Raw genomic sequence first — 21938 nt, 5'->3', positions numbered from 1 at the left:
CGGCCGGCCCGGCGGTCCACTTCCCGGCAGGCTCCCCGGTCAGCCCGAGGAGCAGACCGAGGTGAGCGGGACCTTGCCGGCGCTGCGGCTGGTCCTGTCGAGGGAGCCGAGCTGCTCGGTGAGGGTCGCGGGGTCGGCGAGGAAGCGCAGGACGGCGCGGGCGAAGGCGTCGCGCAGGGTCGGCGGCATCGCGTCGGAGGCGTCGTAGCAGCGGACCGCCTTCGGGTCGCGCAGGGTGCGGACGATCTGCCGCTCGTTGGGGTCGGTCCGCGGGTCGGCCAGCACGGTGTGCTCGACGGAGAAGCCGGACTGCGTACTGGCCCAGGCGCGTTGGGCCTCGTCGGAGGCGAGGTAGCCGATGAGCTTTCGGGACTGCGGGGTGCTGTGCAGGAGGGCGGCGAGGTCGCCGGAGACCTCCCAGCGGTTGCTGCCGGCCGCGGCGCCCGGGATGACGTCGGCGGAGGGGACGTACGCGGCCCCGGTCTTCGTCCAGGCTCCGCTGCCGCGGGCGAAGGACGACTGGTGCTCCAGCCGGCAGGCCGGCGGCTTCTGGAGCACACCGTCGGCGGCGTCCCCGAAGCTCCTCCCCAGGGCGCTTCCGGCGGCGGCCCGGCCCGCCCCGACCAGGTCCCCCCAGGTCGTCCAGGCCCGGCGGACCCTGTCATCGGTCCACGGCAGGCTGCCCGCCACCCACTTGCTGTACGTGGCCGGGTCGGTCTGCTGGAGCAGGATGTCCTCGATCCAGTCCGAGCCCGGCCAGCCCGACGTGGCGTCGGCGCCCATGCCCAGGCACCACGAGGCGGGGCTCTTGGCGGCCTGCTCCACGGCGCCGGTGTCCAGCGCCCGGGGGTGCCACACCATGCTCTTGAGGTCGGTCTTGATCGGCAGCCAGTAGGTGTGGCCCTTGACCGGGGTGACCCAGGCCGAGGCGAAGTCGGCCGGGCGCACCAGGTCGTCGAGCGGGGTGAGCATGCCCCTGGCCGCGTATCCGGCGAGTTCGCCGGGGCCCGGCAGGACGGCGACGTCCGGCGGCGTACCGGATTCGACGTCGGCGGCCAGCACCTCGCTCTCGGCCGAACTGCCCTGGTACACCACATGAATGCGGTATTCGTCCTCGAACCGGTCGATGACCTTCTGCTGGAACTGGTCCTGCTCCGTACCCGTCCAGTTGGCCAGCAGGGTGACCGAGCCGTTCCAGCCGGCGGCCCGGACGGCGACCACGCCCGCGCCGGCCAGCAGCGCGAGGGACAGCCCGAGCACCCCGAGCGTGCGGGGCCGCGGCCACCGCAGGGCGATGACCCTGACCCGGTACTCGTTGATCCGCGGTTGCAGGGCCTGGAGGACGAGTCCCGCCAGCAGCAGGCCGCCCACGAGGATCCAGTCGGCCGCCGCCGCCCGGAAGCCGGTGCCCGCCAGCCGGCCGGAGACCCTGGCCCCGGCCCTGGGTATCGCGTCGCCGGTCAGTGAACCGGACAGCACCGCACGGGAGCCGGCCATCTCGGAGTGCGTCAGCGCGGTGAAGACGACGAGGACGGCGGCGCCGGCGACCAGCAGCAGCGCGGCGCCGGCGACCGCCGGATTCCACCGCCGCCGGAAGCGCCCGGCCAGGAAGCGGTGCGTCTCGGTGAGCAGCACGAGCAGCGCCACGGCCAGGGCGAGGGCGAGGGTCCACTCCAGCCACAGCCGCGGCCCGAAGTCGGTCTGCCCGCGCACCGCCCTCTGCTGCGCGGCTTGCAGGTCCCTGAGCCGGCCCAGCACGGTGGCGTCCGCGGCGGGACCGGTGGCGGTGGTGCCGAGCACGCTGCGGGCGTAGTCCAGGTAGGCGGTACGCAGCGCGCCGGACCTGGCGGCGGGGCTGCGGCCCGGGCCTGCGGAGGCGGGCGGGGCCTGAGCGGCGGTGGCCTGCGCCTGGGCGGCGGTGGGCTGGCCCGCGGCGTCCTCGATCCAGCCCGAGTAGGTGGTGATCAGCCCGGTCACCGTCTGGAGGGTCTGGCGGCCGGTGAGCCCGGTGACGTCGGCGGCGGCGGCGCGCGCGAGACTCTGGTTGGCCACCGAGAGCCGGGTGTGGAAGTCGCCCGTGGTGCCCTCGCCGCGCTCGACGCCCTGCTGGGCCCGGGCCAGCGCGTCCATCGCGGTGTCCACGGCCAGCACACCGGGGGCGCCGGCCGACCGCAGGGGCACCGCGTCGGCGTGCACCCCGCGGTAGGCGTGGAAGAGCGACGCGGTCGTCAGGGCGACCAGTACCAGCAACAGCAGCCTGCGCCGGGTCAGTTCGCGGAGGGTGCCGCTCGGCTCCGGCGCCGCGGCGGGCCGGGCCGGGGCCGTCCGTTCGCTCACGACTCCCCCAGGGTCCGGCCGCAGCGCGGGCAGAAGCGGGCCTTGACCGGGACGCGCCGGCCGCACGCCGGGCAGGGCGCCAGGACCGCGCCGGGCTGCGTCCCCGGGTCGGGCGCCGGGCCGCCGGGCTCGGGTCCGTAGGTGCTGTGGCTGCTGGCGGTGATGAGGTGCTGGAAGTCCACCGGCTTGATGTCCCGGCGCAGCGACACCTGGCCCGCGGCGGCGTCGTGGATCTCCACCAGCCGCCGCAGCTCCGCCAGTTGGCGCCGGGCGCCGGCCCGGTGGGCGAGTCCGACGGCCCTGCCGAGGTGTTCCGCGGCCCGGTCCGGCGCTCTGCGCTGGTAGGCGTCCGCCGCGTCCGCCACCGCCTGGCCCAGTTGTTCGTAGAGCTGGAAGTGCAGCACCTGCTCGTCGGTCACCCCGGACAGCACCGGGTCGTCGGTCCAGTGCACCACCAGCGGCACCGGGTCCGGCGGCGGGACCGGGGCGCCGACGGGGGTGCGTACGCCGATCTCGGCGGCCAGCAACTCCTCGCCGTGCAGCTGGCCTTCGGGATCGACGGTGACGCAGACGTGGTAGCGCCGCAGCTCGTTGCCCCAGGCCCGGGTGAGGTAGGTGCCGGGCTCCGCGGCCTGCGCCGTCAGGGGTGCCTCGGTGGGGAAGGTCTGCCGGACGTACCGCAGCCGGCTGCCGGGCAGGGTCCCTACGGTGAGGGTCAGTTCCGGCACCGCCTTGGCGAGCAGGCCGCGCACCAGCTGCTCGTACGCCCCGACGAGCGCGGACTCCTCGCGTACGGCGTCGGCGCCGCCGTGCAGGGCGCCGGCCACCTGGAGCAGCAGCCGGGCGTCCCAGTCCTCGCCGATGCCCCAGGCGTCGCAGACGAACTGCCCCGCGACGGCGGCCAGGACGTCGGCGAGCGGCCGGAAGTGGTCGTGCTCGTTGCGCCCGTCGGTGAGCATCAGCACATGCCGGATCGGCGCCGGCTGCCCGCCGAGCAGCCGCCCGGACAGGTCGAGCCAGCTGCCCACGCACGTGCCGCCGGCCGCGACCAGGCCGTGCACGGCCGCCTCGGCCGCGGCCCGGGTGGCGGCGCCGGCGACCGCCATCGCCCGTTCGCCGTCCGGCGGATAGGCGGTGACGGCGCGGTGGGTGCCCGCGACGACGGCGAAGGGCGTGCCGTCCGGGAGCAGCTGCAACGCGGCGACGGCGGCGTTCTTGGCCGCCCTGAACTTCTCCTCCGGGCGCTCCATCGAGCTGGAGCAGTCGATCACCAGGACCTCGGCGAGCGCGGGGCCGGGCGCCGCGCCCTCCGCGCCGCTGACCTCGACGGTCACGATGGCGTGCAGGTCCTTCTCGCCCGCGCCCGCGGGGAGGTACTTCTGCTGGCTGACCGCGAGGCCGATCGTGGTGTCCATGGTGCTCGTGACTCCTCACCGCTGAGCTGTGGCTGCCGTCGTGCGGGTGGTCCTCGGTGGTCCTCGGGTGCGCGTCGGGGGGGCGGTCAGAACCGGCTCTCCGGGCGTACGGCGTAGGCGCGGTCGAGCAGTTCCGCGCGTTCTGCGGCCGGTGCCTGGCCGGCCAGGGTGCGCAGCGACCCGTGCAGCAGCCGGGCCAGTGCCCGCCGGTCGGCGGCGCCCTCGAACAGCTCGCCGGGCGGCAGCGGCGGGAAGCCGGTGCCGTGCGCGGGTGCGTGACCGGCACCGGGCGTTCCGGGGCCGCCCGGGGGTTCCCGGCCGCCGTCCGGCCCTTCCGTGCCGCGGCCGGGGGTCAGGGCGAGTGCGAGCCGGCTGCGCCAGGGCGCGGGGCGGGCCGGGGCCGGATACCCCGCCAGCACGTTCTCGCGGATCTCGGCGGTCAGCCGGTCCCTGGCGTCGTCGTGCGGCAGTTCCGCCAGCCGGCCGGCGGCCCGCGCGAGGTCGGCGCGCGAGGGGGCGGTGCCGGCGACCCGCCCGGTGAGGACCCGCAGCGCCGCGATCCGGGCCACGTCGTAGTTGCGGGAGATCGTCGGCACCTGGTCGAGCACCCGGACCGCGTCCACCCGGTCGCCGTGCAGCAGCCGCAGCCTGGCCAGTCCGAAGGCCGCGCTGGTGTGCGAGCGGTCCCGCTCCCAGACGGCCCGGTAGTAGGCCTCGGCCTCCGCTTCGGCCTCCCGCGCCTCGGCCGCCGCCTCCGCGGCCGTCCCCGCCGCGCCGGCCGTCGCCGTGCTGTCCGTCCTCGGCGCCGTCGCCGCCGTCCGGCCGCGCAGGAATTCCGAGCAGTAGCCCAGCGCCAGCTTCGGCGCCCACTCGCCCGGCACCGTCGCGTAGACGGCGGCGAATTCGCCCTGCGCCTCCTTGACCCGGCCGCGCATCAGATGCAGCAGCCCGCGGTGCCACGGCGGACGCCAGTCGTAGCCGGCGACGTCGGGTCCCATCAGCCGGACGGCCTCGCCGAGCCAGTGCCCGGCCGCCTCGCGGGCCGGCTCCCCCGCCTCGCCCGGCTCGCCGGCCAGCAGATACGACCGGCACAGCCACAGCGCGACCTCGACGGTCCGCAGGGCGGGGTCGTCGCGCAGGCGTTCCGCCGTGCGGTCGGGCGCGTCGCCCGCCAGGTCGCCGAGCAGTACCGCCGCCGGGTCGTCCGGGTCGGCGACCGGCCCCGGCAGCGCGCGGGCGGTCTCCTGCGGGCTGGGCGCGCCGGTGGCCAGGTCGGGCGGGGCCGCGCCCTCGGGCCGCAGCGTCCAGTGGGAGAGCGCGGGGACCGTGCCGAGGGCGGCGCCGAAGACGACGGCGGTCGGCTCGAAGCGGGTGGACTTCTCCGGGTAGCGCTCGCCGCGGGCCAGCGCCCGGTGCTCGCGCAGCACCTCCCACAGCTGGCGGGACATCTGCGCGGCGGAGGTGAAGCGGGCGGCGGGCTCGTCGTGGGTGGCCCGGCCGATCAGCCGGTCGAAGGAGCGGGCGGCGAGCCCGGCGGGCTCCTGCGCGCGGGCCGCGAGCGCCGCCAGCGTGCGGCCGACGGTGAAGAGGTCGGTGTCGACCTGGAAGCCGCGCTCGTCGCGCTCCCGCTTCTGCGGGGCGAACCGCGGGGTGTAGACCAGGGCGCTGGTCCGGTCGTCGATGCGGCGGACCGCGCCGAGGTCGATGACCTTGATCTGCTGGCCGTAGTGGATGACGTTGTCCGGCTTCATGTCGCAGTAGAGCAGCCGCTGGCCGTGCAGATACTCCAGGGCGCCGAGGATCCTGCAGCCGTAGGTGACGACGTGGTCGAGCGCGAAGGGGCCGCCGAACAGCCGGGTCAGCTCCTCGTCGGAGGCCAGCAGCAGCTGGTCGAGCGGCCGGCCCGCGACGTATTCCATGACGATGTAGTCGGTGGGGCCGGTGTCGCCCTCGACCTGGTGCTGCTTGGAGGCGATGATCCCGACGATGTCCGGGTGGTGCAGGGTGGTCAGCGAGCGGCGTTCCTCGACGGCCTTGCGGCGGGCCGCCGCGTCCTGGGTGTTGATCTGCGTCTTGAGCACGACCCGGTGGCCCGGCAGGTCGAGGTCCTCCGCGAGGTAGACCCAGCCGGTGCCGCCGGGCGAGAGATACCCCAGCACCTTGTACTGCCCCGCGACCACGTCGCCCGGGCCGAGCTGCGGGCGGAAGGAGTAACGCGTACCGCAGACCGGGCAGTAGCCCTCGTCCGGGGCGGGCTCGTCGTCGTAGGACAGCCCGATGGTGCCGGGGCAGTCCGGCACACCGCAGCGGCGGCCGCCCTCGGGGCGGCGGGCCACCGAGCGGACGACGTCCTTGTCGGCGGGGCGCGGGACGCTGGGCAGTTGGACCAGGCCGTCGCGGTCCAGGGCGCCGGCGGGGTCGGACGGGCGGGACGCGGCCTGCGGGTCGGCCGCGGCGTCAGCGGGGGCGGCGCGCGGCCCTGGGACGTCGGCGGACGACGGGGCGGGGGCGCCGGGCGCGGTGGAGGGGTGGCGGCGGCAGGTGCCGCAGTAGCCGGTGGCGGTGATGGTGCCCGCGCAGGGGCGGTGCGGGCACGGTGTGCCGGTCGCGGTCATGACGGCGTACCCCCTTCGTGGCGGTCCCCGACATCCGCGACGGGGACACGGGCCGGGCCTTCGGCGGCCCGCGGGTGGCCCGGACCGTCCGGCGGCGGCTGGCCCGGCCGGTCCACCAGGTCCAGGAAGCGGCGTACCGCCGCCTCGGCCGCCGGTACGCGGCAGGGCCGTTCGTACAGCAGCCGGTGGGCGGTGAGGTAGAGGTCGTCCGCCTCCAGGTTCTCGCCGCGGGCGGCGCCCTCCTCGTGCAGCCTGCGGTACGGGCCGAGCAGTCCGCGCAACTCGTCCCGGCGGACCCGCAGTTCGCGCAGCGCGGCGATGGCGGCCGGCAGCCGCTGCTCGGCGCGGGCCGCCATGCGCTCGTAACCCGCCAGGTCCGGGGCCTCGTCGGGCGGGCCGGCGAAGGCGCCCTGGCCGCCTGTCAGTTCGGCGCGGGCGGCCATCACGTGGATCAGCGCGTCGACGGCCCGGTCGGTCAAGTCCTCGGCGCCGCACACCCGGGCCATCAGGCCGTCGAGTTCGCGGGCCGGCGCCCCGGTGATCCGCAGCAGCCGTTCGCCCAGCCGCACCCGGCGCTCCTGGGCGGGGCGCAGCAGCAACTCCTCCCGGGCACGCGCGAAATGGGCGCCCGCGGTGCGGAAGACCAGCAGCACCCGGCTGCCCCTGGCGACCAGCAGCGCGAGCAGGTCGAGCAGCGACGCCGGGTCGGCGGCGGCATCGACGCCGACCACCACGAGGGTGATGGTCACCCGGGCCGCCGCTATGCGCTCGGCGACCGGCAGGTCGAGACGCTGCCACAGGCCCATCCGGCGGGCGATCCGCTCGGCGACCTCGTCGGTGCCGCGCCCGCTCACCTGGAGGGCCAGGTCCAGGCCGCCGGCCGCGGGCACGGTCCCCGGCGCGTCGAGCGACACGCGCCCGGTGGAGACCCGGCTGCGCAACTCCCGGTCGGCCAGGGTGATCGCCCGCCGCAAGGTGGCCGCGCGTGCCGGGTCGGCGTCGGGCACCAGGCTGATCTTGACCTGCCGGGCGGCGCCGTCGCCGCGTATCCGGGCGTCGCCGCGCAGCCACCGCGCCAGCCGCTCGGCGAACGGCTCGTCGAGCAGCGACCGGTCGTCGCCGGTCTCCGGCGAGCGCAGTTCCTCGTCGACCGCGGTCTGTCCGACGGTCCACTCGCCGACCTCGGGCAGGTGCTGCACGACGGTCTCCGCCGGGCTCATGAAGCTGTAGCCGCCGCCCTCTTCCGGCGCGCTGGCCAGCACCATGCCGATGACCCGGTCGGTGGCCAGGTCCACCACCCCGCCGCCGCTGAATCCCGGCCTGGCCAATTCCGCGGGGCTCGGCGGCCGGAGCTGCACCTGCCCGTCCCGGCCGCAGCCGCCGACGATGGTGGCGGGCAGCCACAGGCCGCCGTTGTACGCGGCGGGGAAGCCGTACATCCGCACCTCGCGGCCCGGCGCGGACACCCGGTGCAGCGTGGTCGCCTCGGCGGCGGGGCGCGGCCGGTCGAGTTCGAGCAGCGCCACATCGCCGCTGGGGTCACCGTCGGCGTCGCGCTTCTCCGGCCGGTAGGCGCCCCCGGTGACCCTGGCGGCCACCCTCGGCACCTGTAATCCCGTCGCGCCGACGAATTCCGCGGTGACCTCTTCGTCCCGCCCCACCACATGCGCGCAGGTCAGGACCCGGTCAGGGCTCAGCAGAATTCCACTGCCCGCGATCTTGCCATTGGCCCGCCGAAGGCGCACCGCCCAGGGCGGGGTCGCCAGGGAGGACCCGATACCGATTCCCCCGTCGGCCTCCATGCCGTGCACCATACGCCTGACACAGCGTCATGTCCCGCCGAAAGACCTACACTTGTCCCCTTATCCGTGGATCACCCCTGGGGGCAGCCGCCGTGGAACCGCCGTCCTTCGTCGGCCTGGCCGAGGTCATCCAGCAGATACGCGGCGAGCTCGAACAGGCCAGGGCAGCCGCCGAGGACGAGCAGATCGGCTTCACGGTCGACAAGGTCAGCCTCGAATTCACCGTCCAGGTCCACCGCGCGGGCACCGCGGGCGGCGGCCTGCGCATCGGCGTGGTGACCGCCGAACTGGGCGGCTCGGTCGACAAGGGCACCACCCACCGGGTCCAGGTCGACCTCGAACCCCACAACGGCTCGGGCCGCCTCAACGTCTCCCGCCAGGGCCGCTGACGCCGCCGGTTCCGGCGTGCTCAGCCGCTTGCGGGGTCGAGGCCGGCGAGGACGCGGCCGGCCCGGTGCCGCCAGGTGTGGCGGTGCAGGACCTGGCGGCGGGCCTCGTCGCCGAGGGCGCGCCGCAGGCCGTCGTCGGCGAGGAGTTCGGTGACGGCGCCGGCCCATGCCGCGGGTTCACCGGCCGGCCGCAGCAGGCAGTTGACCCGGTCGTGCAGGATCTCCCGCAGGACGGGAAGGTCGGAGGCGACGACGGCCCGGCCCTGGACCATGTACTCGAAGAGCTTCATCGGCGAGGCCCAGCGGCCGGTCTCGCAGTGGCCGCCGGCGGTGTAGATCTTCGCCTGGTAGGGCGCCAGCACGACGTCGAAGAGCGGATAGTACGCGGCGACGGCGCCGGGCGGGCGGTGCCCGTGGAAGTACGCGTTGGCGGGAGGGCGGGGGTCGCTCCAGCGGGCGAGGTCCTCCGGGGTGCCGCCGATCAGATGGAAGTCCAGAGCGGGGAGCCGGCCTGCGAGGTCGAGGACGAGATCGATGCCGCGGCCTTCGTAGAGGTGTCCGACGTAGCCGATCCGGGGCGCGTCCGGGCGCCCCGGCAGGCGCGGCGGGTCCTCCGGCCCGGCGGTGGCCTCGGGCGGGTCGGCGCCTTCCGGCGCGACGAGGATCCGCGGAAGGCCGGGACGGCCGTAGGTGTGGCGGTAGTCGCGCGCGAGCGCCTCGGTGATCACGACGATCCGCGCGAGCGACGGCTCGCGGAGCAGGCGCCGCTCGATGGCGAGGGTGACGGGGTCGTCCCGCAGCCGGTGGGTCTCGTACACCAGCGGTGCGACGCCGGCCGCGGCGGTGAGGCCGTACAGGTCGTGGCCGTAGACCACGTCGGGGGCGGCGCGCGTGAGCAGGTCGCGCACCCGCCCGGCGCGCACCCGGTAGCCGGCCGGGGTGTAGTCCGGGCTCGGCACCGTACGGACGGCGAAGCGGTGGCGGACCCCGTAGTAGGCGTGCGGATCGTCGACGGTGTACGTGCCGGGTGCGGTGTAGAGGGTGACCTCGTGGCCGGCCTCGGTGAAGGCGTCGCACATGCGCATGGCGTGGACGCTGTTGGCGTACAGCGAGGGGACGCTTCCGGGGTGCAGGTAGGCGAGTCGCATGCCGCTACGCCCCGCCCGGCCGGGGCGCCGGGTGCCGGAGCCACTCGGCGGTCCGCCGCAGGCCCTCGCGCAGCGGGACCGGCTCGACCTCGGGGAAGAGCGAGCGCAGCCGGGCGTTGTCCGCGTGGGAGTGCCGGACGTCGCCGGGGCGGGGCGGCCCGTGCCGGAGGTCCACCGGCGTGCCGAGTACGGCCTCCAGCTCCGCGGCCAGCTCCAGCAGCGAGGTGCGGGTGCCGTAGGCGAGGTTCACCGGCTCGGCGGAGACGACCCGGCGCAGCGCCGCCCGGGTGAGGACGCGGCACACGGTCCCGACGTAGGTGAAGTCGCGCGTCTGGTGGCCGTCGCCGTGCACCGGGACCGGCCGGCCGGCCGTCACCTCGCTGATCCAGGCGGGCACCACGGCGGCGTAGGCGTGCCCCGCGGGCTGCCCGGGACCGTAGACGTTGAAGAAGCGGAACGGCAGCACCGGCAGCCCGTAGCAGTGGTGGTAGGCGCCCAGGTACGCCTCGGCGGCCAGCTTGCTCACCGCGTACGGGCTGAGCGGGAGGGGGCGCAGGCCCTCGTGCTTGGGCAGCCGCGGGTTCCCGCCGTAGACCGAGGACGAGGACGCCGCGATCACCTGGGCACCGCCGGCCCGCCGGGCCGCCTCCAGGACGCGGAGCGTGCCGGTGGCGTTCGCGTGGTGGCTGGCGAGCGGGTCGCGCACCGACCGGGGCACCGAGGGCAGGGCCGCCAGGTGCACGATCGTGTCGGCGCCCGCGAAGACCCGGTCCAGGAGGGCGCCGTCGAGGACGCTGCCCTCGGTGAAGTCCGCGTCGAGCCCGGCGAGGTTGTCCTTGGACCCGGTGGACAGGTCGTCCACGACGCGGACTTCGGCCACCTCGGGCCGCTGGGCCAGGAAGTGCGCGAGGTTGCCGCCGATGAAGCCGGCGCCCCCGGTGATCACGATCTTCACGCCCACCACTCCCGTTCGGAGGATTCACAGAACGTCGATGTTGTCGCCGCCGAGCCGGTGGCGGCAGTCCAGTACGTAGGCGGCGGACGCGGCGATCAGGCCGTAGTCGAAGGTGTCGTGGTCGGCGAGCAGGACCACCGCGTCGGCGGCCGACAGCTCCCCGCTGCTGGCGGCCACCCTGCGGACCCGGTCCAGCACGCCGGAGGCCGGGGGCACCGAGTGGGCGACGTGCGGGTCCGCGGCGCTCACGTCCGCCCCCCGCGCCAGGAGGAGTTCGGCGATACGGGCGGCGGGCGTCTCACGGGCGTCGCTGGTGTTGGCCTTGTAGGACAGCCCCAGCAGCAGGACGCGGGCGCCGCCGACGGTCTTCCCGCGCCGGGTGAGCGCTTCGGCGAGCCGCCGCACCACGTAGTCGGGCATATGGCTGTTGACGTCGTTGGCGAGTTCGACGAAGCGGAAGGCGCGGCCGGCCGTGCCCGAGGCCCACCAGGACAGGTAGGACGGGTCGATCGGCAGGCAGTGGCCGCCGACCCCCGGGCCGGGGAGGAACCGCAGGAAGCCGTGCGGCTTCGTGGCGGCGGCGTCGATCGCCTCCCACACGTCGATCCCGCGTTCGTGGGCGAACATGGCGAGTTCGTTGACCAGGGCGATGTTCACATGGCGGAAGGTGTTCTCCAGCAGCTTGCTCAGCTCGGCGGTGCGGCAGCTGCTGACCGGCACCGTCGTCTCAACGACCGCGCCGTAGAAGGCCTCGATCCGGGCCAGCGAGGCCGCGTTCACCCCGGAGACCACCTTGGGGGTGTTCTCCAGGCGCCAGCGGGTGTTGCCGGGGTCGATCCGCTCCGGGCTGAACCCGAGGTGGAAGTCCCGGCCGGCGACCAGTCCCGAGACCTGCTCCAGGAGCGGCGCGACGAGGTCCTCCGTGGTGCCGGGATAGCTGGTCGACTCCAGGACGACGACGGCTCCCGGCCGCAGGAAGCCGCCCAGCATCCGGGTCGACTCGACGACGTGCGACAGGTCGGGCAGCCCCTCGTGCAGCGGGGTGGGCACGGTGATGACCGCGATGTCGAAGCCCGCGCAGTCGGCCGGGTCCCGGCTCGCCCGGTAGGCCCCGGAGGCCAGCAGCGGGCGGAGCCGCCGCGAGGCGACGTCCTCGATGTACGAGTCGCCGGCGGCGAGCCGGGTGACCCGCTCCTTGTCCACCTCGTATCCGACGACCGCGTACCCGGCCTCGGCCGCCAGCACCGCCAGGGACAGGCCGACGTAGCCCTGGCCGACGACGACCGCGCGGGCGGGGCCGGGCGCGCGGGGCGACGGGTCCGGCCGGGGGTCGGACGGGCGGTCCTCGGCGGATGGGCGGGCGGCGGCGGACCGGCGGGGCGCGGCGGGCGGCGGGCGGTCCGTGGCGGGTGCGTTCGCGGACCTTCCCGGCGGGCTGCTCCGGCCGCTCGGGCGGGGCGGTAAAGGCATAGGTGGTCCCCTCCGGGCGATTCGCCCCTGTTGCATCGGCGCACATCACTGTGTCCGCAACGGCAGGGGGCCGCCAGCGGTCCTTCGGACATTCCGCCCGCCCCGGAAAGCCGGTGCGGCGGCGGCATCGGCGCAGCGCGAAGCCCGCCCCGGCCCGCGGCCGGGGAGGGTGCCCGGTGCGGTGGGCGCGCCGCCCGCCCGGGGGCGGGGCCGCGTACCTGGCCGGGGCGGTGCGCAGGGTCGCGTCCGGCGCCGCGGCGCCGGGTCTCAGGAGAGCAGGGAGATCACGTTGCGGGTGATGGCGCGTATCCGAGGGTCGAGGGCCAGCAGGCGTGCCCAGTCGGTGGTGGCCGCGTTGAAGACGGTGCCGCCGCTGGTGTAGAGCCCGAGGGTCGCGGCCCTGGCCGGGTCGGCGTCCTCCCGGGCGGCGGCGTTCCAGCCGGAGTCCGGGGCGGTGGGGAGGTCGGCCACGCCCAGGATCGTGAAGGCGGCGGGTGTGCCGTCCGCCCCGGTGGCGACCGCCGTTCCGTCGGCGGCGCGGCGGTGGGCGGCGCCGTCGCATTCGTAGCCCACGAGGGCGTGTTCGGCTCCGAGGACGTCGCCGTCGCGCAGTCCTGTACCGGCGAAGACCGGGTGCCCGGCGTGCTGGACGGTGTAGCCGAGGGGTGCGCGGGGGCCGTCCCAGTGGCCGCCGCCGTTGCGGTAGCTCACGCCGATGAGGGCGTTCTCGGGCTCGGTCTCCCACCAGTGGTCGGGGGCGCCCCGCATCAGGTCCGTATCGGCGCCCTGGGGAATGCCCGGCGGGTATTTGGCGCAGCTGACGGCCGTGCCGTCGGCGGTCGGCGTGATCCGCCACCAGCACGTGTTGGCCCCGAAGACGGCGAGGTTGCCGCCCTGGTCGCGGAAGGCGGTGGTGTGCCGGCGGGTGCCCGCGCTCCAGTATTCGTCGTGCCCGGCCGAGAGCAGCAGCCGGTAGCCGTCGGCCGCGAGCGCCGTGTCGTGCAGGTCGAGGTCGGTGCAGTAGTCGGCGGTGAAGCCCGCGGCCTCCAGCCAGGAGATGAAGGGGGCGTCCCAGTGCGCGAAGGTCTGCCGGGGCGTCCGCGGGTCGTGGGCGTCCGGCCGGCCCTTCACCGGCCCGCCGATCCCGCCGCCGGGGCGCCGCAGGGTGACGGTGCGGTACGGCTCGTCGTACGGCAGCGCGCCGTACAGGCTCGCGCCGCCGCTCCGGTTGTACGCGTGGTAGGTGGAGACGGGCACCTTGTAGAGGATGCGGGCGGTCCCGGCGGGTTCGCGGGCCGTCACCACGAACAGCATCCGGGAGTGGCGGGCGTCGAGTTCCTCGGCGCCGGCCGGGGGCGGGGCGGTCGCCGGTGCGGCGGGCGGCGCGTCTGCCGCGGGGCCGAACACCGCGATGTACACGCCCGAGGGCCACTCCCCCGGCACCGGGAAGTCGTAGCCGGGCCACCGCCAGTCCTCGTCGTGGCGGCCCGGCGGCGCGTAACGTCCCGGCTGCTCGGTGCTGCCCATCAGGCGCGGGCGGGCGCCGCAGCGGTAGAAGTCGGCCCGGAAGCGGTCCGCCCGGGTCGAGACGTGGAACCGCAGCACCTCCCCGGCCCGCACGCTCGGCCGGGCCGGGTATCCGTCCACCACCGGTGCGGCGGCGGGCCGGGCCGCTCCCCCGGGGGCCGCCGTCATGCCGTACCCGCGGTCCCCGGGAGGCCGAGGCCCGCGAGGACGGCCTCGGCCCGGCGGTCCCAGGTGTAGCGCTCCAGGACCTGCCGCCGCCCCTCCTCGCCGAGGCTGCGGCGCAGGGACCCGTCCGCGACCAGTTCAGCGAGGGCTTCGCCCCAGCCGGCCGGGTCGTCGGGGGGCCGCAGCAGGCAGTTGACCCGGTCCTGGAGGACTTCGCGCAACACCGGCAGGTCGGAGGCGATCATCGGGAGGCCGTGCGCCATGTACTCGAACACCTTCATCGGTGACGCCCACCGCCCGGTCTCGTCGAGCCGGCCCCAGGTGTAGACCTTGCTCTCGTAGGGGGCGAGGACGATGTCGAACCGGGCGTAGTAGCCGGGCAGTTCCGACGGCGGCCGGTGCCCGTGGAAGTACACGTGCGGCGACCGGCAGGCCTGCGCCCAGCGGGTCCTGTCCTCCTCGGTGCCGCCGACGAGGTGGAAGTCGAGTCCGGGGAAGCGGTCCGCGAGGTCGAGGACGAGGCCGATGCCGCGCCCGTCGTAGAGGTGGCCGACGTAGCCGACCCGCGGTACGTCCTGGCGGCCCGGCAGCCGTGGTGGCGCCGCCGTCGCGCCCGGCTCCGGCAGGTCCGCGCAGTCGGGTGCCACCAGGATCGGCAGGGCGCCCAGGCTCTTGTGCTTCTCCGCCAGGTCGCGGGCCAGGGCCTGGGTGATCACCACGGCGCGGGCCAGCAGGTGGCTGCCCAGCAGGTCCTCCTCGGTGCTGGCCGGTGCCACGTCCCGGCGCAGCTGGTGGAGTTCGTAGACGAAGGGGACCAGGTCGCAGACGGCGGCGAGGGCGTACGGGTCGCGTCCGTAGACGAGGTCGGGCAGGGGTCCGCGGACCACCAGCTCCCGCACGTCCTCCGCCCGCTTCCAGTACCCGGCCGGCGTGTAGTCCGGGCAGGGGACGAGGCGGATCGGGAAGCGGTGGCGGACTCCGTAGTAGTCGTACGGGTCCTGGTCGGTGTAGGAGCCGGGCATCGAGTAGAGGGTGACGTCGTGTCCGGCCTCGGTGAAGGCGTCGCACATCCGCATGACGTGGACGCCGTTGGCGAAGAAGGACGGGATGCTGCCGCCGTGCATGTACGCGATGCGCATGCCGGCCTACTTCCGTCCGTCCGGGCGGGAGGCCGGGCGGTGGCACGCGGTCGCTGACTGCTGACGGAACGTGATGGCCGTGGGATCCACGGGTGTCTCCTCGTGGTGGGACGGGCGGGCGGTGGCGGGTGATGTCCGCGGCGGCGGGCCGCCGGCGCGGGCGGCGGGCGCGGCCGCGTCGTCATCGGCCCGGCCGAGGGTCATCATCGTCCGCGGGCGTACCCGTTCCAAGAGGGACGTTTCGGCCTGTTCCGCTACCCGGTGCCCGCCCGCGGCCCGGTTGCCGCGCGGGAGCCTCCGGCGCGAACGGCGCGACGGGACCGCGCTTCACGCTTTCCGGACACGACACTGGCCGACAGCACCGGTTGACACCGGGCGCGGCGCACAGCCGCCCGCGGACCGGCCGGCGCGGGCCGGGGGCTCCGGCGGGCGCGGCGCCCCCGGCCGGACGCGCGGGAACAGCAGGTCGGGGCGGATGGCCCGGCCCCCGGGCCACGGGAACAGGGCTGCCCCCGGCAGCGTGGCACATTCCATATGGCCGGGACGCGACGTTTTCGCCGGGTGACGAACCCGGTGCGCCTTGTGATCACATCCGTCCCGTGCCTACCGTTACGGCCGCCATGACTCCCCCGTCGTTGCCGGGGGGAGCCGGCTACCGAAGGGAGATCGACATGCAGGAAGAGATCGAGCAGGTCCCCGAGGAAGAACTGCCCGAGCTGGCGCTGATGGTCGACGTACCCAGCTGACGGCAGGCCACCGCGGGCGGCGGCGCCTCCGGGCCCGCCGCCCGTCCCCCACCAGCGACTCGGAGGTATTCACGGTGCAAGTGCAGCCCGACGCACGCGGAAGCGCCGAGGAACGCTCCTCGCTGGCGCGCACGGCCCGGACCGCCCTGGAATCCGCCGGGCTGACGGTCTCCCCGGCGGAAGCCGCGCACCCCGCGGTCATCGAGGCCGCGCACACCGCCCAGCAGGCGCTGCGGGCCGGACCGCCCTCCCCGGAGCGCCTCGCCCGCCTCGCCGGCACCCTCGCCCAGGCCCGGTCGGGCATCGCGACCGCCCCGGCGTCGGGACTGCCCTGGCCGGCCGATCTCGCCGGCCCGCTCCCGCACCTCGAACGCAGCGTCGCCCGCGCGCTGAAGTCGCTGCCGAAGGCCGGCGACGACACCGGCGGACCGCCCGGCTCCACCGTTGCCGCATGGCGGGCACCGGACACGGCGACATTCCGCGAGGCGGTCGCGCTGCTCGCCGACGCGTGGCCCGGCGCGCACGCCGAACTGCGGGTCGTCCTGCGGCAGATCGTCCTGCTGGACGGCCCCGCGATCGACGGCTTCACCGATTTCACCGTCCACGGCGCCGTGTTCGTCCGGCGCGACCGGCTGCGGCCCGGCCCGGACGGCCTGCCCGGCGCGGTCCGGCTGGCCGAGGCGCTCGTCCACGAGGGCACGCACACCCGGTGCAATGCCGCGTCCGTCGCCGCCGAGCCCTTCCTGCGCCCGGCGCAGGGCCAGGGTCCGCTGGTCGCCACCCCGCTGCGCGTCGACCCCCGGCCGCTCACCGGGCTCTTCCAGCAGATGGTGGTCCTGGCCCGCAGCGTCCTGCTCTACCGCCGCCTGCTGGCGGGGGACGCCGAGCCGCCCGCGGCCGTACGGGCCCGGCACGACCGGCTCGCCCGGTCCGCGGCCGACGCCGTACAAACGATGGCGGCGCACCGCGGCACACTCACCGGCCACGGGGAGGCGGTCCTGGAGGGCGCCGCCGAGGTGGTCCGGGTGCACGCCTCCTGATGTCCGGGTCACGGTGGAATCCGCAGGTGTTCACCCCGTACGCGCCCTGGCCGGAGATCGTCTTCGCGCGGGTCGCGGCACGCTCGCCGCAGTTCGATCCCGTCAGCGCCGCGGGCGGCCGGCCGCTGATCGTGGGAAGCGCCGCAGGGCACAGCACCGCGCACGTCGTGGCGAGCGCGCGCGGCGAACTCCTCGAACGCGTGGGCAACATCCTCGCGGGCCGCGCCGCCGAGTCGCGGGCCGCGGTCGTGGCGACCCACGGGGAGCTGCGCCGCAAGGGGATACCCGCCGTGGACCCCGCCGACCTCGAACCGGCGGGCGCGGCGGGCGGACCGGAGGAGTCGCGTACCACGCGCCGCCTGTGGGTCCTCGGCCGTTCCCTGCACACCGGCGCCGACATCCACGTACCCGCCGGCGCCGTCTTCCTGCACCACCGGGCGCCGGCCGGCTGCGACCCGGGACCCCGCGCCGGGTCCACCGGGATCGCCGCGCATCCCGACCCGGAGGCCGCCGCCCAGCACGCCGCGTGGGAGATCCTGGAACGCGACCTCGTACGCCGGAGCTGGTACGGCCTGTCCGCCGCGCCCGAGGTGGTCGCGGCGCCCGGCCTGCCGGATCCGCTGGCGCGTCTCCTGGCCGGCATCGGGGCGACGGCGACCGCGCTCGACCTCCCGGCGCCGGCCGGGTCCCGCTGCGTGGCGGTGTGCCTGCACGCGCCGGACCGGAACCGGCAGTCCTTCGGCGCGCGCTGCGGTCCGGACGACGGGGAGGTCGCCCCGCTGGTGGAGAAGGCCGCCTACGAGGCGCTGATGGTGCGCTGGAGCATGCACACCCGGGTGGCCGTGGAGACCTGGGAGCGCTGGCGGGGCAGAAACGCCCCGAACTCCGCCGTCAAGCACGCGCTGTGGGCGTACCACCGGCAGGACAGTCTCCGCCTGTGGACCGCGCGGGCGCCGTCCGGCGGGCCGGATCCGGCGCAGGTGCCGGGCCGCCCCGGAGGACCCGGGCCGGACGGCCGTGCGCGTACGGGCGACGGCCCGCGCCTCGTGTCGGACCGCGTACCGGCCCGCTCCGGCACCGCCGCGCTGGCCGCGCACACCGGCCGGGACCTGGTCCTGGTGGACACCACCTACGGGCCGGCCCGCACGCTCGGTTCCGCGGTGGTACGGGTCGTGGCCCCCGGCGCCCGCGCCCTGCCGACCGGCCCTGACGACGAACGGGGCCTGCCCGCCGCGCCCGGCCCCCACCCCTTCGGCTGACCGGCGGCGCCCCGCCCGCCTGCCTGCCGGTGCAGCCGCCCCGCCGACATCCGCCAGCCCCCACCGACCGGCCCGCCACCCGCCGCCACCGACCCCCTGCCGCTGTCCACGCCCGACCGGTCCGGCCGCAGGCCGAGGAGGTCCCGCCCATGTCCACCCTCCACGAACCCCCCGCGCCCACCGTGGCGACGAAGCCGCGTCCGGATGCCGCTGACGGCGGGGACGAACCCCTGGGCGGGGCCGTGCGCGGTTCCGGCGCGGCCGGCGTCCACTACGCCGACACCCACGCTGCCGACTACGACCGGTGGTTCGGCAAACCCGGCGTCACCGGCGCGACCGTGGACACCCTCGCGGCCCTCGCCGGTACCGGGCCCGTGCTCGAACTCGGCATCGGCACCGGACGAGTCGCACTGCCGCTGACCGGGCGCGGCTTCGACGTCCACGGTGTCGAGGCGTCGGAGGCGATGGCGGCACGGCTGCGTTCCAAGCCCGGCGGAGAGCGGGTCCGGGTCACCCCGGGCGACTTCGCCGAGGTGCCGGCCGCCGGGATGTTCTCCCTCCTCTACTGCGTCGGGGGCACCTTCTTCGAGCTTCCGGGCCGCGAGGCCCAGCAGCGCTGCCTGACCGCCGCGGCCGCCCGCCTGGCGCCGGGCGGTGTGTTCGTCCTGGACGCGCACGTGCCCGAGGCCCTCGCCGTCGCGGCGGCTTCGGGCGTGCCCGAGGTCGTCTCCGAGACCGACGAGCACCTCATCCTGTGCCACCGCAGCATCGACCCGTCCACCAGCACGTACCAGTCCCACTACCTCATCCACGAGGCGGACCGGACCCGCCATCTGCGGGTGCGCTTCCACTACGTGTCGCCGGGCGAGCTGGACCTCATGGCCGAGCGGGCCGGGCTCCGGCCGCGGCAGCGCCTGGGCTCGTGGGCGGGGGAGGCGTTCAGCCGGAGCAGCACGTATCACGTCTCCGTGTACGAGCACCGGTGACGCCGACCGTCCCTTTCCGCCGGCCCCTTCCCGGCCGTCCCGCCGGACTTCTTCCCGCGCGTCCGCCGACACCGGGCGCAACCCCGACCAGCATCCCGGAGCAGCCGTGACAGACGCAGGCCCTGGTCCGCTTCCCGGTCCCCCCGTCCGCACCGGGGAATTCCCCCTCCCCCACCACGACGGCCTCGGCCCGCTGCGGGAGTTCGCCGCCCTGCGCCGCGACGCGCCCTGCGCGAGGATCCGGCTGCCCAGCGGGGACCTCGCCTGGCTGGTCACCCGCTACGCGGACGTACGCACCGTACTGGCGGACCCGCGCTTCAGCCGTACCCGCGCCACCCGGGGCACGGGACCGCGAATCGCGCGGGTACCGACCCTGCCGGACTCGGTCCTGGCCGCGGACCCGCCGGAACACACCCGGCTGCGCAAGCTGGTCGCCGCGGCCTTCACCGCCCGCCGCGCCGAGGAGATCCGCCGGAATGTGGCCCGTACCGTCGACGAACTCCTCGACGGGCTCGCCGCGCAGAGCCCTCCGGCCGACCTCGTCCCGCTGTTCGCGCGCCCGTTGCCGCTGGCCGTCATCTGCGACCTGCTCGGTGTGCCGCGGCAGGACGGCGGCCGGCTCGACGCCTGGTGCGACACCCTGCGCAGCCTCACCGCGAACAGCGACACCGAAGTCACCGCCGCGGTCGGCGAGATGACCGGCTACCTCGCCGGCCTCGTCACGGCCAAGCGCCGCCATCCCGCCGACGACGTCCTGAGCGCCCTCATCGCCGCACGCGACGAGGGCGACCGGCTCAGCCAGGGCGAACTCGTCTCCTTCGGCCTGGTGTTGTTCACCGGGGGCTACGGCACCACGGCCGACCGGCTCGCGGGGTCGGTCCACCTGCTGCTGGAGGATCCCGCGCGGTACGGGCGGCTGCGCGACGAACCGGCCCTGATCCCCAGGGCCGTTGAGGAGTTGCTGCGCTACGCGCAGACCAACGTCCAGGCGAATCTGCGGGTCGCCACCGAGGCGGTCGACATCGGCGGCGTCACGATCGCCGAGGGCGAGGCGGTGATGGCGGTCAACTCCTCGGCCAACCATGACGAGTCGGTCTTCGAGCACCCGGGCCTGGTCGACTTCGACCGCGAGCGCAACCCTCATCTGGCCTTCGGGCACGGCGTACACCATTGCGTCGGGGCCCCGGTCGCGCGCGTCCAGCTCCAGGAGGCCCTCGCCGGTCTCACCCGTCGCTTTCCCGCGCTGCGTTCGGCGGCGCCGCCGTCGTGGAAGACGGGACTCGGCACCCGGGCGCCCCGCACTCTGCCCGTGGCCTGGTGATCCGGCCGTGTCCCGGGAGCAGGGCCTCGGCGCGGCAGCGCGAGGGGAGGTGCCGCCCGCTCCGGAGGGCGCGCGACGGGTCCGCGTCGACCCCGAGGTGTGCATCGGCTCCGGCATCTGCCTCGCCACGGCTCCGCGGCACTTCGAACCGGCCGACGACACCCGCTCCCGCGCCCGGCCCGACGCGCCGCCCGCGGACGGCGCCGCCGATGACGCGGCGCTGCTGTGCCCGGTGGAGGCGATCCGGTTCACGGCGGATCGGCCGCCAGGACCGTGAGCGCGCGGGCTGTGAGCACCTGGGCCGCAGGCGCCCGGACCGTGGGCGGGCGGCGGACTGTGACCGCCCGGACCGTACGACCCCGCGTGAACGGAAGGCCAGCGCATGCAGCGCCTCACCCTCAACAACGGCACGTCGATTCCGCAGGTCGGCTTCGGGGTCTGGCCGCTGACGGACGAACAGGCGTACACCGCCGTCACGCACGCCCTGCACGCCGGGTACCGCCATATCGACACCGCCCGCGCCTACCGCAACGAGGCCGGCGTGGGCCGCGCGGTCCGCGACAGCGCGATCCCCCGCCGGGAGGTGTTCCTCACGACCAAGCTGTGGAACGCCGACCAGGGGTACGAATCCACGCTCCGCGCCTTCGACACGAGCCTCCGGCTCCTGGGCACGGACTACCTCGACCTCTACCTGATCCACTGGCCCGCCCCCGAGCACGACCTGTACGTCACGTCGTACAAGGCCCTGGAGCGGATCTACGCCGAGGGCCGTGCCAGGGCGATCGGCGTCTCGAACTTCACCGCCGCGACCTTGGACCGTCTGCTGGCGGAGACCGGCGTCGTACCGGCCCTCAACCAGATCGAGCTGCACCCGTACCTCCCCCAGCGCCGGATGCGCGCGCTCGCCGCCGAGCGGTCCATCGCCACCGAGGCGTGGAGCCCGCTGGCCCAGGGCGGAGCGCTGCTCGGCGAGCCCGTCCTCACCTCGCTCGCCGAGAAGTACGGCAAGTCACCGGCCCAGATCGTCCTGCGCTGGCACCTCCAGCTCGGCAACGTGGTGATCCCCAGGTCCGTGACCCCCGCCCGTATCGCGGAGAACATCGACGTCCTCGACCTCACCCTCACCCCCGAGGAGGTCCACGCCATCACGGCCCTCGACACCGGCACCCGCCTCGGCCCCGACCCGGCCGTCTTCAACCGCCGCGCCTGAGCCCGCGGTAGGGGCGTCCACCGGACCGCACCCGCGGCGGCCGGCCTGTCGGTGGCCGCCGCCGGCGTGGCGCACGAGGTCAGGGGCTGGCCGGGGTGCAGCCGGAGGTGGCGTCGAGCTTCCAGGTGGTGGCGTCGTACTGGACGAGGTTCGCGCAGGTCTTCGTCACGTCGGAGAAGATGTACCAGGGGCCGAGGAAGTTCACGACCCAGTAGGTGTGGGCGGTGATGACGTACGGGGCGCCGGTGCCGACCGGTGCGTCGCAGCCGCTCCAGGTCGGGATCAGGTACTGCGTACAGTTGATCGTCGTCCCGGTGTCGGCGTCGGCCGGGGCCGCCGCGGTGACACCCGCGGTGGCGAGGGCCGCCGTGGCGGCAAGGGTGGCGATGGTGCGTGCGGGCCGTAATCGCATCG

The 21938-nt window shown here is 75.6% G+C and carries 18 protein-coding genes; 8 read left to right on the top strand and 10 right to left on the bottom strand.

Going from position 1 to position 21938, the window contains the following annotated elements; translation table 11 throughout:
• Positions 1-39 precede the first annotated feature (39 nt).
• From OHA86_RS26930 to OHA86_RS26915, 4 genes are all read right to left on the bottom strand, one after another.
• Complete coding sequence (locus OHA86_RS26930; RefSeq protein WP_329179247.1) at positions 40-2337, bottom strand: ABC transporter substrate-binding protein; 2298 nt, start codon at positions 2335-2337, stop codon at positions 40-42.
• Positions 2334-3752: a VWA domain-containing protein gene (locus tag OHA86_RS26925; protein ID WP_329179245.1), complete on the bottom strand. Its 1419-nt coding sequence runs from the start codon at positions 3750-3752 to the stop codon at positions 2334-2336. The genes OHA86_RS26930 and OHA86_RS26925 overlap by 4 nt, the downstream gene beginning before the upstream one ends.
• 86 nt (positions 3753-3838) lie before the next feature.
• Positions 3839-6367: a tetratricopeptide repeat protein gene (locus OHA86_RS26920; RefSeq protein ID WP_329179243.1), complete on the bottom strand. Its 2529-nt coding sequence runs from the start codon at positions 6365-6367 to the stop codon at positions 3839-3841.
• A complete protein-coding gene (locus tag OHA86_RS26915; protein WP_329179242.1) occupies positions 6364-8169 on the bottom strand; it encodes a serine protease in 1806 nt (601 codons plus the stop codon). Before OHA86_RS26915 ends, OHA86_RS26920 begins: the two co-directional genes overlap by 4 nt.
• Positions 8170-8261: 92 nt before the next feature.
• Between OHA86_RS26915 and OHA86_RS26910 the strand changes: the two genes are divergently transcribed.
• A complete protein-coding gene (locus OHA86_RS26910) occupies positions 8262-8558 on the top strand; it encodes a trypco2 family protein (protein ID WP_329179240.1) in 297 nt (98 codons plus the stop codon).
• A gap of 20 nt (positions 8559-8578) precedes the next feature.
• On the opposite strand, the gene OHA86_RS26905 is transcribed toward OHA86_RS26910, so the two are convergent.
• The 5 genes from OHA86_RS26905 to OHA86_RS26885 form a co-directional block, all read right to left on the bottom strand.
• Positions 8579-9706, bottom strand: a complete 1128-nt coding sequence (locus OHA86_RS26905; protein WP_329179238.1) for a glycosyltransferase family 4 protein — start codon at positions 9704-9706, stop codon at positions 8579-8581.
• Between the two features lie 4 nt (positions 9707-9710).
• Positions 9711-10661: an NAD-dependent epimerase/dehydratase family protein gene (locus OHA86_RS26900; protein WP_329179236.1), complete on the bottom strand. Its 951-nt coding sequence runs from the start codon at positions 10659-10661 to the stop codon at positions 9711-9713.
• A gap of 24 nt (positions 10662-10685) precedes the next feature.
• Positions 10686-12131, bottom strand: a complete 1446-nt coding sequence (locus tag OHA86_RS26895; protein ID WP_329179234.1) for a nucleotide sugar dehydrogenase — start codon at positions 12129-12131, stop codon at positions 10686-10688.
• A 267-nt stretch (positions 12132-12398) separates the two neighbouring features.
• Positions 12399-13826 (bottom strand): N,N-dimethylformamidase beta subunit family domain-containing protein, encoded by a 1428-nt coding sequence (locus OHA86_RS26890; protein ID WP_329179233.1) that lies wholly within the window; start codon positions 13824-13826, stop codon positions 12399-12401.
• Positions 13823-14962: a glycosyltransferase family 4 protein gene (locus OHA86_RS26885; protein ID WP_329179232.1), complete on the bottom strand. Its 1140-nt coding sequence runs from the start codon at positions 14960-14962 to the stop codon at positions 13823-13825. Before OHA86_RS26885 ends, OHA86_RS26890 begins: the two co-directional genes overlap by 4 nt.
• Positions 14963-15561: 599 nt before the next feature.
• Between OHA86_RS26885 and OHA86_RS26880 the strand changes: the two genes are divergently transcribed.
• From OHA86_RS26880 to OHA86_RS26850, 7 genes are all read left to right on the top strand, one after another.
• Positions 15562-15708 (top strand): hypothetical protein, encoded by a 147-nt coding sequence (locus tag OHA86_RS26880; RefSeq protein ID WP_329179231.1) that lies wholly within the window; start codon positions 15562-15564, stop codon positions 15706-15708.
• Between the two features lie 74 nt (positions 15709-15782).
• Complete coding sequence (locus OHA86_RS26875; protein ID WP_329179229.1) at positions 15783-16748, top strand: aKG-HExxH-type peptide beta-hydroxylase; 966 nt, start codon at positions 15783-15785, stop codon at positions 16746-16748.
• Positions 16748-18007 (top strand): YcaO-like family protein, encoded by a 1260-nt coding sequence (locus tag OHA86_RS26870; protein WP_329179228.1) that lies wholly within the window; start codon positions 16748-16750, stop codon positions 18005-18007. The genes OHA86_RS26875 and OHA86_RS26870 overlap by 1 nt, the downstream gene beginning before the upstream one ends.
• 149 nt (positions 18008-18156) lie before the next feature.
• Positions 18157-18993, top strand: coding sequence for a class I SAM-dependent DNA methyltransferase (locus OHA86_RS26865; RefSeq protein WP_329179226.1), 837 nt, complete (start codon positions 18157-18159; stop codon positions 18991-18993).
• A 106-nt stretch (positions 18994-19099) separates the two neighbouring features.
• Complete coding sequence (locus tag OHA86_RS26860; RefSeq protein WP_329179224.1) at positions 19100-20314, top strand: cytochrome P450; 1215 nt, start codon at positions 19100-19102, stop codon at positions 20312-20314.
• A 7-nt stretch (positions 20315-20321) separates the two neighbouring features.
• A complete protein-coding gene (locus OHA86_RS26855; protein ID WP_329179221.1) occupies positions 20322-20591 on the top strand; it encodes a ferredoxin in 270 nt (89 codons plus the stop codon).
• A gap of 105 nt (positions 20592-20696) precedes the next feature.
• The gene (locus OHA86_RS26850) at positions 20697-21524 is read left to right on the top strand and encodes an aldo/keto reductase (RefSeq protein WP_329179219.1); all 828 of its coding nucleotides are present in this window, start codon (positions 20697-20699) and stop codon (positions 21522-21524) included.
• A gap of 79 nt (positions 21525-21603) precedes the next feature.
• Here the strand turns inward: OHA86_RS26850 and OHA86_RS26845 are convergent, their stop codons facing one another.
• Positions 21604-21936 (bottom strand): hypothetical protein, encoded by a 333-nt coding sequence (locus tag OHA86_RS26845; protein ID WP_329179217.1) that lies wholly within the window; start codon positions 21934-21936, stop codon positions 21604-21606.
• Between the last annotated feature and the right edge of the window lie 2 nt (positions 21937-21938).

The sequence above is a fragment of the Streptomyces sp. NBC_01477 genome (genome assembly GCF_036227245.1).
In the GTDB taxonomy this organism is placed as follows: domain Bacteria; phylum Actinomycetota; class Actinomycetes; order Streptomycetales; family Streptomycetaceae; genus Actinacidiphila.
Note: the sequence above shows the minus strand (reverse complement) of the source record. Positions and strands in the feature narration are given on the sequence as shown.